13 protein-coding genes are annotated in these 14,200 nt (G+C 61.3%); 8 read left to right on the top strand and 5 right to left on the bottom strand.

All coding sequences use genetic code 11. The features are described 5' to 3' along the window. Nucleotides 1-298 precede the first annotated feature (298 nt). Together IB266_RS02420 and IB266_RS02415 are read right to left on the bottom strand one after the other, a co-directional pair. Nucleotides 299-541, bottom strand: coding sequence for a hypothetical protein (locus IB266_RS02420; protein ID WP_192260129.1), 243 nt, complete (start codon nucleotides 539-541; stop codon nucleotides 299-301). 41 nt (nucleotides 542-582) lie between these two features. Next, on the bottom strand, nucleotides 583-2,280 hold the full coding sequence (locus IB266_RS02415; protein ID WP_192259915.1) for an AMP-binding protein: 1,698 nt from the start codon (nucleotides 2,278-2,280) through the stop codon (nucleotides 583-585). 197 nt (nucleotides 2,281-2,477) lie between these two features. On the opposite strand from IB266_RS02415, the gene IB266_RS02410 reads away from it, so the two are divergent. Genes IB266_RS02410 through IB266_RS02395 form a run of 4 tightly spaced genes read left to right on the top strand, consistent with a single transcriptional unit; the run spans nucleotide 2,478 to nucleotide 8,041 of the window. Further along, nucleotides 2,478-3,641 (top strand): isovaleryl-CoA dehydrogenase, encoded by a 1,164-nt coding sequence (locus tag IB266_RS02410; RefSeq protein ID WP_192259913.1) that lies wholly within the window; start codon nucleotides 2,478-2,480, stop codon nucleotides 3,639-3,641. 11 nt (nucleotides 3,642-3,652) lie between these two features. After that, complete coding sequence (locus tag IB266_RS02405) at nucleotides 3,653-5,260, top strand: carboxyl transferase domain-containing protein (RefSeq protein ID WP_192259911.1); 1,608 nt, start codon at nucleotides 3,653-3,655, stop codon at nucleotides 5,258-5,260. Nucleotides 5,261-5,273: 13 nt separating this feature from the next. Then, nucleotides 5,274-6,095: a gamma-carboxygeranoyl-CoA hydratase gene (locus IB266_RS02400; protein ID WP_192259909.1), complete on the top strand. Its 822-nt coding sequence runs from the start codon at nucleotides 5,274-5,276 to the stop codon at nucleotides 6,093-6,095. Further along, nucleotides 6,092-8,041, top strand: coding sequence for an acetyl/propionyl/methylcrotonyl-CoA carboxylase subunit alpha (locus IB266_RS02395; protein WP_192259907.1), 1,950 nt, complete (start codon nucleotides 6,092-6,094; stop codon nucleotides 8,039-8,041). Before IB266_RS02400 ends, IB266_RS02395 begins: the two co-directional genes overlap by 4 nt. A gap of 29 nt (nucleotides 8,042-8,070) precedes the next feature. Here IB266_RS02395 and IB266_RS02390 read toward each other — a convergent pair whose 3' ends face one another. Further along, nucleotides 8,071-8,718: a LexA family protein gene (locus IB266_RS02390; RefSeq protein ID WP_192259905.1), complete on the bottom strand. Its 648-nt coding sequence runs from the start codon at nucleotides 8,716-8,718 to the stop codon at nucleotides 8,071-8,073. A gap of 130 nt (nucleotides 8,719-8,848) precedes the next feature. Here IB266_RS02390 and IB266_RS02385 point away from each other — a divergent pair, with 130 nt between their 5' ends. Together IB266_RS02385 and IB266_RS02380 are read left to right on the top strand one after the other, a co-directional pair. After that, the gene (locus IB266_RS02385; RefSeq protein WP_060738301.1) at nucleotides 8,849-9,190 is read left to right on the top strand and encodes a DUF6124 family protein; all 342 of its coding nucleotides are present in this window, start codon (nucleotides 8,849-8,851) and stop codon (nucleotides 9,188-9,190) included. Nucleotides 9,191-9,686: 496 nt separating this feature from the next. Next, the gene (locus IB266_RS02380) at nucleotides 9,687-10,838 is read left to right on the top strand and encodes a M14-type cytosolic carboxypeptidase (protein WP_192259903.1); all 1,152 of its coding nucleotides are present in this window, start codon (nucleotides 9,687-9,689) and stop codon (nucleotides 10,836-10,838) included. Between the two features lie 201 nt (nucleotides 10,839-11,039). Here the strand turns inward: IB266_RS02380 and IB266_RS02375 are convergent, their stop codons facing one another. Then, entirely contained in the window at nucleotides 11,040-11,576 is a 537-nt protein-coding gene (locus IB266_RS02375) for a cytochrome b (protein ID WP_060738303.1), read from the bottom strand. Then, on the bottom strand, nucleotides 11,573-12,655 hold the full coding sequence (locus tag IB266_RS02370; RefSeq protein WP_192259901.1) for a catalase family peroxidase: 1,083 nt from the start codon (nucleotides 12,653-12,655) through the stop codon (nucleotides 11,573-11,575). Before IB266_RS02370 ends, IB266_RS02375 begins: the two co-directional genes overlap by 4 nt. A 167-nt stretch (nucleotides 12,656-12,822) precedes the next feature. Between IB266_RS02370 and IB266_RS02365 the strand changes: the two genes are divergently transcribed. Together IB266_RS02365 and IB266_RS02360 are read left to right on the top strand one after the other, a co-directional pair. Then, nucleotides 12,823-13,329: a sigma-70 family RNA polymerase sigma factor gene (locus tag IB266_RS02365; protein ID WP_060738305.1), complete on the top strand. Its 507-nt coding sequence runs from the start codon at nucleotides 12,823-12,825 to the stop codon at nucleotides 13,327-13,329. Beyond that, nucleotides 13,326-14,078 carry an anti-sigma factor family protein gene (locus tag IB266_RS02360; RefSeq protein WP_192259899.1) on the top strand — a complete coding sequence of 251 codons (753 nt, stop codon included), beginning with the start codon at nucleotides 13,326-13,328 and terminating at the stop codon, nucleotides 14,076-14,078. Before IB266_RS02365 ends, IB266_RS02360 begins: the two co-directional genes overlap by 4 nt. Nucleotides 14,079-14,200 lie beyond the last annotated feature (122 nt).

Below are 14,200 nucleotides of genomic sequence, written 5' to 3'. Positions count from 1 at the left end.
CAGATTTTTCAGACAAAAATTTCAACTATTTGATTTATATAGACTTTTAAAAGTTGGCACGCCACCTGCTATATCTCTTGCATAACAAGAATAAAAAAACGCAGCAAACCCAATAAAAACAAGACGAAACGACTCTGACATAACAAAAACAACACGGCAGAGACGCAGCTAACAGATTTTTTTGGAGAAGATGTGCTTTTCAGGGTGCTTCCAGGAGCAACCCGCAACCGGGCAGAGAACAATAAAACTACCTTCAGGTAGCTCCCGAATCGGTTGGATCGCCAGGCGAAAAAGCAGATCAGCGCTCAAAAAAATACGTTTGCTCTTGATCCCGGATGGGGATCGCCAAAAACAGCGGTAAAGGGTCACGGCTACCAAAAACAACAACAGGCCGCCCCTCAATAATAAAAAAAGAGCACGCGACGACAAAATTAAAGGGGAGCTTCGGCTCCCCTTTGTGCTTTCTGCCGTTTGGATTTTTTCTTGTGGGAGCGGGCTTGCTCGCGAAAGCGGTGTGCCACGCAACATAAATGTTGACCATGCCGCCGTCTTCGCGAGCAAGCCCGCTCCCACAGATGTGCCTCAGCCGTCGCTATCGCGCAGTTCTTCGATACTGATCTCGCGCATGCGGAATTTCTGGATCTTGCCGGTGACGGTCATGGGGAATTCTTCGACGAATTTGAAATGACGCGGCGTCTTGAAGTGGGCGATGCGCTCCTTGCACCAGGCTTGCAGCTCTTGCTCGCTGGCGCTGTGGCCAGGATGGAACTTGATCCACGCCACGATTTCTTCGCCATAGCGTGAACACGGGATGCCGATCACTTGTACGTCCGCCACCGCCGGGTGGGTGAAGAAGAACTCCTCCAGCTCACGGGGGTAAATATTCTCCCCGCCACGGATGATCATGTCCTTGTTACGCCCGACGATGCAGACGTAGCCCTGCTCATCCATGGTCGCCAAGTCGCCGGTGTGCATCCAGCCCTCCGGGTCGATGGCATCGGCGGTGCCCTTGGGGTTGTTCCAGTAGCCGAGCATCACGCTGTAGCCGCGGGTACACAATTCGCCGACAGCGCCACGCGGGACGAGATTGCCCGCCTCATCGATAATCTTGCTTTCCAGTTGCGGCTGGGTGCGGCCGACGGTGGTTACACGCAGTTCCAGTTCGTCTGAAGGACCGGTCTGCAACGACACCGGGCTGGTTTCCGTCATGCCGTAGGCAATCTGCACTTCGGCCATGTGCATTTCGTTGATGACCCGTCGCATCACTTCGATGGGGCATGTGGCCCCGGCCATGATGCCCGTGCGCAGGCTGGACAGGTCGAAATCGCCCCGCTGCGGCTGGTCCAGCAGGGCAATGAACATCGTGGGCACGCCATACAACGCAGTGGCTTTTTCTTCGGCCACGGCCTTGAGCGTCAGCAGCGGGTCGAAGGCATCGTTGGGGTAGATCATGGTGCTGCCATGGGTCATGCAACCCAGGTTACCCATGACCATGCCGAAGCAATGGTAGAGCGGCACCGGGATCACCAGCCGGTCGCCGGCCGTCAGGCCCAGGCTTTCACCAACCATATACCCGTTGTTGAGAATGTTGTGATGGCTGAGGGTTGCGCCTTTGGGAAAGCCCGTGGTGCCGGAGGTGTACTGGATATTCACCGGCTGATCGAACCGCAGGCTGGATTGACGCTCGGCCAATTGTCCAGGCGTCACCGCCGCGCCCAGGGCGGCCAGTTGTGACCAGGGCAGGAAGCCTGAGGGTGGCTGGGAATCGAGGCTGATCACACCGCGCAACTCCGGCAGGCGCTCGCTCTGCATCTGGCCGATCGGTTGCTCTGCCAGCTCCGGTGCCAGCGCTTGCAGCATGGCGTGATAATCCGAGGTCTTGAACGCGCCGGCGCACACCAGCCATTGGCATCCGGATTGTTTGAGCACGTATTCGAGTTCGGAAACGCGATAGGCCGGATTGATGTTGACCAGAATCACGCCGAGCTTCGCACTGGCGAACTGGCTGATACACCACTGGGCGCAATTGGGCGCCCACACGCCGAGGCGATCGCCGGTTTTCAAGCCTAGCGCCAACAAGGCTCGGGCGTGCAGATCGACGGCCTCGGCCAGTTGTTGCCAGGTATAGCGCAGCGCTTGATGGCGAACCACCAACGCCTCGCCCTCCGGATAACGGGCCACCGTCTGGTCGAAAACCTCGCCGATGGTTTGGGCCAGCAAGGCCTTGGCCGCGGAACCACGGGTGTAGCTGAGCTGCGAATGCGAACCGGGTTGATCCATGACGCCCCCTCTTGTCTTTATTAGTGGGTGTAGCGGTAACCTGATGCAACAACATGCCTTGGTGCGCACTTACTCTGGCCCAAGTTGACGTTAACGTAAAGGGCGATTGACAGCTTCTCGCCGCAGGCTTACGTTAACGTAAAGGTGAGAGCCACTCCCCCGCTCTCCGCACCCGATAAAAAAGCCAAAGGTGTCCCATGAGCTACCCATCCCTGAACTTTGCCCTCGGCGAAACCATCGACATGTTGCGCGACCAGGTGCAGGCCTTCGTCAAGGCCGAGCTGGCACCCCGCGCAGCGCAGATCGATATCGACAACCTGTTTCCCGCCGACATGTGGCGCAAGTTCGGTGACATGGGCCTGCTGGGCATCACCGTACCGGAAGAATACGGCGGCGCTGGCCTGGGCTATCTGGCCCACGTGGTGGCCATGGAAGAAATCAGCCGCGGCTCGGCCTCGGTCGCCCTCTCCTACGGTGCCCATTCCAACCTCTGCGTGAACCAGATCAACCGCAACGGCAATCACGAACAGAAAACCAAGTACCTGCCCAAGCTGATCAGCGGCGAACACATCGGCGCCCTGGCGATGAGCGAACCGAACGCCGGTTCCGATGTGGTTTCGATGAGACTGCGAGCCGACAAGCGTGGCGACCGTTACGTGCTCAACGGCAGCAAGACCTGGATCACCAACGGTCCCGATGCCAACACCTACGTGATCTACGCCAAGACCGACCTGGAAAAGGGTCCTCACGGCATCACCGCCTTCATCGTCGAGCGCGACTGGAAAGGCTTCAGCCGCAGCAACAAATTCGACAAGCTCGGCATGCGCGGTTCCAACACGTGCGAGCTGTTTTTCGACGACGTCGAAGTGCCGGAAGAAAACATCCTCGGCGCGCTCAACGGTGGCGTGAAAGTCCTGATGAGCGGCCTCGACTACGAGCGCGTGGTGCTGTCCGGCGGCCCGACCGGGATCATGCAGGCCTGCATGGACCTGATCGTGCCCTACATCCACGACCGCAAACAATTCGGCCAGAGCATCGGCGAATTCCAGCTGATCCAGGGCAAGGTCGCGGACATGTACACCCAACTCAACGCCAGCCGCGCCTACCTGTATGCGGTGGCCCAGGCTTGCGAGCGCGGTGAAACCACCCGCAAGGACGCCGCCGGGGTGATCCTCTACAGCGCCGAACGCGCCACGCAAATGGCCCTCGACGCCATCCAGATCCTGGGGGGCAATGGCTACATCAATGAATTCCCCGCCGGTCGTCTGCTGCGTGACGCCAAGCTGTACGAAATCGGTGCCGGCACCAGTGAGATTCGTCGGATGTTGATCGGCCGCGAACTGTTCAACGAAACCCGCTAACGGAGCTGACCATGGCCACGCTGCACACTCAGCTCAACCCGCGTTCGCCGGACTTCATCGCCAACCGCGAGGCGATGCTCGGACACGTCGAGGCCCTGCGCACCCTGCTCGCGCAAATCCGCCAGGGCGGCGGCCTCAAGGCCCAGGAGCGGCACACCTCGCGGGGCAAGTTGCTACCCCGTGAACGCATCAACCGGCTGCTGGATCCGGGCTCGCCGTTTTTGGAAATCAGCCCATTGGCGGCCCACGAAGTTTATGGCGAAGACGTGCCGGCGGCCGGCGTGATTGCCGGCATCGGCCGCGTGGAAGGCGTCGAATGCATGATTGTCGCCAACGACGCGACGGTCAAAGGTGGTTCGTACTACCCGCTGACGGTGAAAAAACACCTGCGCGCCCAGACCATTGCCCAGCAGAATCGCCTGCCGTGCATTTACCTGGTGGATTCCGGCGGCGCCAACCTGCCGCGCCAGGATGAAGTGTTCCCCGACCGCGAGCACTTCGGCCGGATCTTCTTCAACCAGGCCAACATGAGTGCCCAGGGCATCCCGCAGATCGCCGTGGTCATGGGCTCCTGCACCGCCGGCGGTGCCTATGTGCCGGCCATGGCGGACGAGGCGATCATGGTCCGCCAGCAGGCGACGATTTTCCTCGCCGGCCCACCGCTGGTGAAAGCCGCTACCGGTGAGGTGGTCAGTGCCGAAGACCTGGGCGGTGCCGATGTGCACTGCAAGATCTCCGGCGTGGCGGATCACTATGCCGACAGCGACGAACATGCCCTGGCCCTGGCCCGACGCAGCGTGGCCAACCTCAACTGGCGCAAACTCGGTGAGCTGCAGCAACGCCAGCCCATCGCCCCACTGTATTCGAGTGACGAGCTGTACGGTGTGGTGTCGGCCGATGCCAAGCAGCCGTTCGATGTGCGGGAGGTGATCGCGCGCCTGGTGGACGGTTCGGTGTTCGATGAGTTCAAGGCGCTGTTCGGCACGACCCTGGTGTGTGGTTTCGCTCATTTGCATGGCTACCCGGTCGCGATCCTGGCCAACAATGGCATCCTCTTCGCCGAGGCCGCGCAGAAAGGCGCGCACTTCATCGAACTGGCGTGTCAGCGCGGGATCCCGCTGCTGTTCCTGCAGAACATCACCGGCTTCATGGTCGGGCAGAAATACGAAGCCGGTGGCATCGCCAAACATGGCGCAAAACTGGTGACCGCGGTGGCCTGCGCCAAGGTGCCGAAATTCACCGTGATCATCGGCGGCAGTTTCGGCGCGGGGAACTACGGCATGTGCGGCCGCGCCTATGACCCGCGATTCCTGTGGATGTGGCCAAACGCGCGGATTGGCGTGATGGGTGCCGAGCAGGCGGCCGGCGTGCTGGTGCAGGTCAAGCGTGAACAGGCCGAACGCAGTGGCCACCCCTTCAGCGCCGAGCAGGAAGCCGAGATCAAGCAACCGATCCTCGATCAGTACGAAGAACAGGGTCACCCCTATTATTCCAGCGCACGGCTGTGGGACGACGGCGTCATCGACCCGGCCCAGACCCGCGATGTACTGGGCCTGGCCTTGTCCGCGTCGCTGAACGCCCCCATCGAACCGAGCCGCTTCGGCGTGTTCCGGATGTAAACGAGGAATGCCCATGGATAATTTCAACACCCTCGAACTGCACAGCGACCCACGGGGCGTTGCCACCCTGTGGCTCAGCCGCGAGTCGAAAAACAACGCGTTCAACGCCGAAATGATCCGCGAACTGATCCTCGCCCTGGACCACATCAGCAGCGATCCTAACCTGCGCTTCCTGCTGATCCGCGGTCGCGGCAAGCACTTCAGCGCTGGCGCCGACCTGGCCTGGATGCAGCAATCGGCCGAACTCGACTACCACACCAACCTCGATGACGCCCGGGAACTGGCAGAGTTGATGTACAACCTCGCCAAACTGAAAATTCCTACGCTGGCCGTCGTCCAGGGTGCGGCGTTTGGTGGCGCGCTGGGGCTTATCAGTGCTTGTGACATGGCCATTGGCGCCGATGAAGCACAGTTCTGCCTGTCGGAAGTGCGCATTGGCCTGGCACCGGCGGTGATCAGCCCGTTCGTGGTGCAAGCCATCGGCGAGCGGGCGGCGCGTCGTTATGCCCTGACGGCTGAACGCTTCGACGGGCAACGTGCGAAAGAGATCGGTTTGCTGTCGGAAAGTTACCCAGTCGAGACCCTGGACCAGCAGGTCGAACAGTGGATCGACAACCTGTTGCTCAACAGTCCGGCCGCCATGCGCGCCAGCAAGGAACTGCTGCGTGAAGTCGGCAACGGCGCCCTTACCCCGGCGCTGCGGCGCTACACCGAAAACGCCATCGCCCGCATCCGCGTCAGCCCGGAGGGCCAGGAAGGCCTGCGCGCCTTCCTGCAAAAACGTGCGCCGAACTGGCAAGCCGAATCGAATAACAACAAGGAGCCGCGTCGATGAGCGCCCCTGCCCTCACCACGTTGCTGGTGGCCAACCGTGGCGAAATCGCCTGCCGCGTAATGCGCACCGCCAAGGCCATGGGCCTGACCACCGTTGCCGTACACAGCGCCACCGACCGTGATGCCCGCCACAGCCGTGAAGCCGACATTCGCGTCGACCTGGGCGGCAGCAAAGCCGCCGACAGTTACCTGCAAATCGACAAACTGATCGCCGCAGCGAAAGCCAGCGGCGCCCAGGCCATCCACCCCGGTTATGGCTTTCTGTCCGAGAACGCCGGGTTCGCCCGGGCGATTGAAAATGCCGGGCTGATCTTCCTCGGCCCACCGGCTTCGGCCATCGACGCCATGGGCAGCAAATCGGCGGCCAAGACGCTGATGGAAACCGCCGGCGTGCCCCTGGTGCCCGGTTATCACGGCGAAGCCCAGGATCTGGAGACCTTTCGCGACGCCGCCGAGCGCATCGGCTACCCGGTATTGCTCAAGGCCACTGCCGGTGGTGGCGGCAAAGGCATGAAAGTCGTCGAGGACGTCAGCCAACTGGCCGAAGCCCTGGCCTCGGCCCAGCGCGAAGCACAGTCCTCGTTCGGCGATTCACGGATGCTGGTGGAAAAATACCTGCTCAAGCCGCGCCATGTGGAGATCCAGGTCTTTGCCGATCAACACGGCAACTGCCTGTACCTCAACGAGCGCGATTGTTCGATCCAACGCCGCCACCAGAAAGTCGTGGAAGAAGCCCCCGCCCCCGGCCTGACCCCGCAACTGCGCCGGGCGATGGGGGAAGCCGCCGTACGCGCGGCCCAGGCGATCGGTTATGTCGGGGCCGGTACGGTGGAGTTCCTGCTGGATGCCCGGGGCGAATTTTTCTTCATGGAAATGAACACTCGGTTGCAGGTCGAGCACCCGGTCACCGAGGCGATCACCGGGCTGGACCTGGTGGCCTGGCAGATCCGCGTCGCCCAAGGCGAGCCATTGCCCATCACTCAAGCGCAAGTGCCGCTGCTCGGTCACGCCATCGAAGTGCGGTTGTATGCCGAGGACCCGGGCAACGATTTCCTGCCGGCCACCGGGCGCCTGGCGTTGTATCGCGAGTCGGCCGAGGGGCCGGGTCGGCGGGTCGACAGCGGGGTTGAAGAAGGCGATGAAATCTCGCCGTTCTACGACCCGATGCTCGGCAAGCTGATTGCCTGGGGTGAAGACCGTGAGCAGGCGCGCTTGCGACTGTTGAGCATGCTCGATGAGTTTGTCATTGGCGGGCTGAAAACCAATATCGGGTTTCTGCGCCGAATCGTCGCCCATCCCGCCTTCGCGGCGGCAGAGCTGGACACCGGATTTATCCCACGTTACCAGGCGCAATTACTGCCAGAGCCTGGCGAATTGGATGACGCGTTCTGGTTCGCCGCCGCCCAGGGAGTCGCCTTGAGCCTGGCACCGCACGTACGCGGCGATGACGCCAGTTCACCGTGGGCCAGTACCACCGGCATGCGCCTGGGGTTGCCGAGGGAAACCACCTTGCACCTGAGCTGTGAAGGTCAGGATCGTGCGCTGACGCTGGACGTCACAGCCCATTGCGCGGAGCTCGAGGGCGAGCGACTGACGATCGAGCACCACGGTGTGCGCCGCAGCCATCGGGCCATTCGCCAGATCGACAGCCTGTATCTGCAGTGGGAAGGTGACTTGCATCGGATCGACCTGTACGACCCGCTGGCCGCCGCCGAAGCCAGCCACAGCCATCAAGGCGGCCTGGTCGCGCCCATGAACGGCAGCATCGTGCGGGTCTTGGTGGGTGTCGGCCAGACGGTGGAAGCCGGGGCTCAACTGGTGGTACTGGAGGCCATGAAAATGGAGCACAGCATTCGTGCGCCCAAGGCCGGTGTGATCAAGGCGCTGTATTGCCAGGAAGGCGAAATGGTCAGCGAGGGCAGTGCCCTGGTGGCGTTCGAAGAATAGGCATCGGCCCGCTCCCAGGGCCGATCCAGTCAGAACCTGATGGTGGCCTGCACCACCACACCGATGATGCGGCATTGCTCGGTGTACAGGTTTTTCGGGTAAGTCGGATTGAGCGGAACCAGGTAACGCTGCCCGCTCTCTTCGATCAATTTGCGAAAGGTCGCGTCACTGCTGCCGGGCAGGCAGGCGACCACCAGTTTGCCGGGCACCGCCTCGATGGCCGGATCCACCAGGATCGACATGCCCTCGGGAATGCTCAACCCACTGGGTGCGGTCATCGCATCGCCCACCACCACCAGCCAGAATGCCTCGCCCAGGGCGTGATAGTCCGTCAGTTCGTAGCGCGCCTGGCTGTAGGCACCGGGATCGCCTTCGCGAACCGCGCCAACCTCGTGCCACTCGCTGACCGGGTAACGGAAGTACGGGTTGTACTTCTGCGCCAGGGCCATGCCTTCTTCGGTGGAGGTGTCCGGCTCGCGGATCACCATGGCCACTTCCAGAAACTCCAGCCCCAGCTCCCGCAGGACCCGGTTCATGTCGTCGACACTGGGCTGCCGGCGCTTGGTCAGCCAATGGCCGACGCCGCCCTGGGACATTCCCAACCGCTCTGCGAGCACCACTTGCGTGATGCGCAGCTCCTTCATCTTGGCCTTGACCAACTCTATCCATTTATCCATGTGCGGCACGATACGTGGGTGGCTCCGACCCGCAAAACACAAATTGTAGTATTTAAATTGTCGTCACAATTACGGTAAGTACTATTCTGGATTCAGGAGTTCAGCCCCTCACACGGAGATTTTCATCGCCATGGACACACCCAATACAGACCAGCCCAGCAGCCCTTTCGACGGCACGTTCCCTTCATTGCAGGATTGCCCGGCAGCCAAACGCGCCCTTGATTACTACTTGAAACCAGGTGTTTCGCCAGCCCAGGCAGAACATCGTTTTTTCGAGGTCAGCCACAGCGTCAGCGCGGAGGAAGCCCTGGTCCATGCGTGCGACCTGCTGCGCTGTGCAGCGGCAACCGCCCATGAGTCGGCCAACCAGTTAGACGGTTCGAGCCGTGACCTGGCATTTTCGGTGGTGCACATGATCGATCTGGTCAAGGTGATGCTTGACCGATCCCTGGATGGCTACCCTACTCGCTAGCGGCAACCCTTGGGAATGTCGTCGCGAACGCGGACGACGAGAAAAAATTTTCCAATCGATGCGATAAAACCATTTGACTTGCAAATGATAATGATTATTATTGCATCAGCTGGTCGCGAGATCAGTCGATAGACCAGAAGACCTTAGGTCGGACTTCTGGAATATCTCCTCATCAGGCTAATCACGGTTTTTGACCCGGCTTTTTGCCGGGTCTTTTTTTGCCGATTTTTCGGCTTATGTCTTCAGGCTAATGAAGTCTTTTTAGGGTGCTGCCAATTCGATGGCGGCGATGATAGCAAATGAATATCCGTTTACAAGCATCCCCCTGCCACACGGGCGAAAACTATCGACATCCAGCACTTGAGAATCAATTGCAGACTCTCTAAGCTGGCTCGGCGTCCAGGGAGGACGCCCCCTCTTTCACGTGACGTAAATCGTCCCGGTTTCCCCTTTCTTGCGTGTAAAGTAACGGCCATGAAAATCCTTTCCAGGAATCGTGACCGTGGCTAAATCTTCCTTTGATATCAGTGCCAATTTCGACAGCGGCAACATCGAAGTCGTCGACATCAGCAACCCGTTGCAGTCGTTGCTCAAGATCAGGCCCGACACCCGCAGCGCCCATTTCCAGTGGTTCCACTTCAAGGCCAGCGGCTTGCACGTCGGCCAGGAATATTCCTTCCGCCTGCTCAATGCCAGTCAATCGTCTTACAACAAGGCCTGGACGGGCTACCAGACCGTCGCCTCCTACGATCACGTCAATTGGTTCCGCATTCCGACCCAGTTTGAAGGCGACGCCCTGCGCTTTCATCTGGAAGCCGAACAACCCCACGCCTGGTTCGCCTACTTCGAACCCTACAGCCGTGGCCGTCATGACTGGCTGATCGAGCAAGCGCAGCACAAGGCCGGCACCGAGCTATTGGCCGTTGGTAAAAGCGTGGAAGGCCGTGACATTCAATTGCTGCGCAAGGGCAGCGGTGCCGAAGGCCGGCGCAAAATCTGGATCATCGCCCAGCAGCACCCCGGCGAGCACATGGCCGAGTGGTTCATGGAAGGCGTGATTGAACGCCTCCAGCAGCATGACGATGGGCAACTGAACCGGTTGCTCGCCAAGGCCGACCTGTACCTGGTGCCGAACATGAACCCGGACGGCGCGTTCCACGGTCATCTGCGGACCAACGCCATGGGCCAGGACCTCAACCGCGCCTGGCAGAACGCCAGTCCGGAAATCAGCCCCGAAGTCTTTTTCGTGCAGCAGCAAATGGAAAAGTACGGCGTCGATCTGTTCCTCGACGCTCATGGCGATGAGGAAATCCCCCATGTCTTCACCGCCGGTTGCGAAGGCAACCCGGGCTACACGCCGCGCATCGCCGAACTCGAAGAGCGCTTTCGCAGCCATCTCAAGCACCAGACCAAAGACTTCCAGACCGCTCACGGCTACACCCGTGACGAACCGGGCCAGGCCAACATGACCCTGGCCTGTAACGCGGTCGGACAGAAATATGACTGCCTGTCCCTGACCCTGGAAATGCCATTCAAGGACCATGACGATCACCCGAACCCGATCACCGGCTGGTCTGGCAAACGCTCGATGCAACTGGGCAAGGATGTGTTGAGCACCATTGAGGCCATGGTTGACCAATTGCGCTGATCCAACGACCTGATCAACCCTATCCAAAGTGGACACGCTGGGTGGGAGCAAGCTTTGCTCCCACCATCATCCAAGTCCCCTGAATCCCTGTGGGAGCGAGCTCGCTCGCGATAGCGGCGGGTCAGCTTGCAGAGATGTTGGCTGTGCTGCCGTCATCGCGAGCAAGCTCGCTCCCACAGTATTTTGAGTCGTTCACCCACTTCAGCCCTTGCCGCGCAACATACTGTCCAGCACCTCATCCCGGCGCACCCACGCGTGAAACAGCGCCGCCGCCAGATGCACCAGCACGGTCAGGAACAACAAGTAAGCCAGGTACCCGTGGGCCTTGCGCAGCAGTGCGAACGTCTGGGCGTGGGCGGGCAGGATCGAGGGCAGTTGCAGCCAGTTACCGAGCATCACCGGATCCCCCGCCGCCGAAATCATGCCCCAGCCCAACAGGGGCAGAACCAGCATCAAGGCGTACAACAACACGTGGGAGACGTTTGCCGCCAACACTTGCCAGCCCGGCAGATCGGCTGGCAGCGGCGGCTGGCGGGTAGTGAAACGCACCACCAGGCGCACGATCACCAACAGCAAAATCGCGATGCCCAATGGTTTGTGCAACTGCAGCAACCATTCATGGCGCGCGGACACCGAAGCGACCATGCCAGCGCCGATAAACAGCATGGCGATGATCATCAATGCCATCAGCCAGTGCAGCAGCCGAGCCAGCGGTGCGAAGTGACGAGGGGCGCTCATGGGCGGGACTCCTGGGTGGCGGGCAATTGGCTCACTTCGCTGGTACGACGCAGATAGGAACTGGCATAAGCAGCGGAACGCGCGACCAACAGCGGATCGTCAGACCCTTCGATCCCTTGGGGCAGGATCAGCGGGTCATAGTTGATGTCGCGGCATTCGCCGTTGTCCTGCGCCTGGGTGCGCTCCAGCACCAGCGTGCCGGCGTTGAGCACCTTGCGGTCAGCGGGCCAGGCCTTGCTGGCGTCGTTCACCGGATCCCCCGGGTTGGCCAAGGTGATGTTCAGTTGCCAGCGCAACGGCCCGGCGGCGAGACGCTTCGCCAGGTCTTGCTCAAGGAAATCGGCGCCCTGGGGTGGCGTCGCATCGGCAGCGTCCTGGCTCAGCGGTACCACGCCCCAGCGCACGGCCTGGCGCTGCCCGGCGGGGTTGACCAGATAGAAGGCGTTGATGCCGTTATAGGTTTCGGTGGCATAGCTGGCCGACGGCTTGGCGGTCTTGATCCATTGCAGGAACGGCACGGCCTCGGGATGGGCGGCAAAGAACGCCGGTACGGCCGTAGGATTCGGTTTCCCTGTGGCGGGGTCCGGCGACTGGGCTTGCTGGAGCTGGTAGAAGGCTTCGGGCGTGCCCACCGGAAACACCGGCATGCTGTTCATGCCAGTGCGCCATTGCTGGCCGTTGGCCTGGGTAAAACGCAGCGCCAGGCTGCGAATCGGCACACTGCCGTCCGGTGCATAAGGGTTGCCGCTGGGCAAGGCGAAACGCCCAACCACGGGCGTTTTCGGCAGCGAGAACACCTGGGCGCTGGAATAGGCGCTGGCCTCGCCCGAGCTTTGGAAATAACCCGCGACGCAGATCCCTTTCGAGTGGTTGCGTCGAAAGCCCGGGTGAACGCCGTTGTTTTTTTCCAAGACATTGACCAGCGCTTCCGGTGTCAGGCGCTGTGGGTCAAGGCTGCCATTGACGTAGGCAAACAGCCCGGCCAGCGCGGCGACAATCACGGCAATGCCACTCAGGCGCAGTGTCAGGGCGGCGGCACTCAAGGGCGGCCGGCTCGCCGAGGGAGAAGGATCAACCATGAGAAAGCTCCAGGGCGCGAGGCCATTTGTTGGAAAGGATCCGTCAGACGAAGGCCTGGCAGGTTTATTCCCACGCCTCGTATTTATTTTTCCAGCACTGGAATAATCTCGTTCGCGGATCGTCTTTCCAGTCCCGGCGCAGTGACTGCCTACAGAAGCCACCTTCCATGAATGCACTCGACGAACAGTTGCGCGAACTCATCCCCCGGCTACGGCGCTTTGCCGTGTCGCTGACGCGCAACCCGAGCAACGCCGACGACTTGGTGCAGATGTGCCTGGAACGGGCGTTGTCCAAATGGAACGACAAGCGCCCGGACGGCGATCTGCGAGCCTGGCTGTTTTCGATCCTGTATCGGCAGTTTCTCGACGGCCATCGCCGTTCCCGCCGGTACGCGCGCATGCTGGAGTTTTTCACCGGCCGCGACGATGCCCACCCTTCGGCCGAGCGCAGCGTGATCGCACAGTCGTCTTTGCAGGCCTTCGATCAGCTCACGACGGAACAGCGTGCGCTGTTGTTGTGGGTGTCGGTGGAAGGCTTGAGCTACCAGCAAGTCGCCGACATCCTCGGCGTACCGACCGGCACGGTGATGTCCCGCCTGTCCCGCGCCCGCCAGGCGCTGCGCCAACTCAGCGACGGCGAAATCACCCGCCCCACCCTGCGGATACTCAAATGATCAGCATGCCCCCCAGCGACAGCGACCTGCACGCCTACGTCGATCGCCAACTGAGCGAGGCCGACCAGCGCCTGGTCGAGACCTACCTGGCCAACCAGCCCGAAGTCGCCGCCCGCGTCCGGGCCTGGCAACAGGACGCGCAGCACCTGCGCACGGCCCTGAGCGGAACCTTGCAACAACCGCCCAACCCGGACCTCGACCCGGCCATGATTCGCCAGCGCCTGAAACATCGCGCCCATCGCCACCTGGCCAGCGCCGCGGTGTTGCTGCTGGCTGTCAGCGTGGGAGGCTTCGGTGGCTGGCAGGCGCGGCAAATGACCCTGCTCAGCGCGGCTGCGCCCATGGCCGATGCCCTCCAGGCGTACCGGTTGATTGCCCAGCAGGGCATCCTTCCAGCCGATTACCAGAGCGGCGACGAGCAGCACATGCAAGATTGGCTCGACCGCTACTTCACCCAGGCCGGCCGGCTGCCCGACCTGTCCAGCGCCGGTTTCAAACCGGTCAGCGGGCGTTTGCTCAGCACCGAGCAAGGCGCGGCGGCGATGGTGGTCTATCAGGACCCGAGCGGTCAGAAAATCAGCTTCTACGTGCGCCCACCCGGCCCGAAAAACTTCCTGCTGCCCCGGGGCAGTCGCCGCGATGGCGAGTTGCAAGCCGAGTACTGGTCCGGGCCGGGCTACAACTATGCGATGGTCATACCGAGTGACACGCCGACGATGCAAAGACTTAAGCAGACATTGGACTTCTGAGCATCACCATCCCCTGTGGGAGCGGGCTTGCTCGCGAAGGCGGTGTGTCAGGCGACATCATCTTGGCAGATACACCGCTTTCGCGAGCAAGCCCGCTCCCACAAGGGATTTGTGGAAGGCTT

Origin of the sequence: Pseudomonas sp. Pdm06, from assembly GCF_014851795.1 — a bacterium.
Taxonomy (GTDB): Bacteria; Pseudomonadota; Gammaproteobacteria; order Pseudomonadales; family Pseudomonadaceae; genus Aquipseudomonas; species Aquipseudomonas fluorescens_AA.
This window is presented reverse-complemented; position numbering and strand designations above follow the sequence as displayed.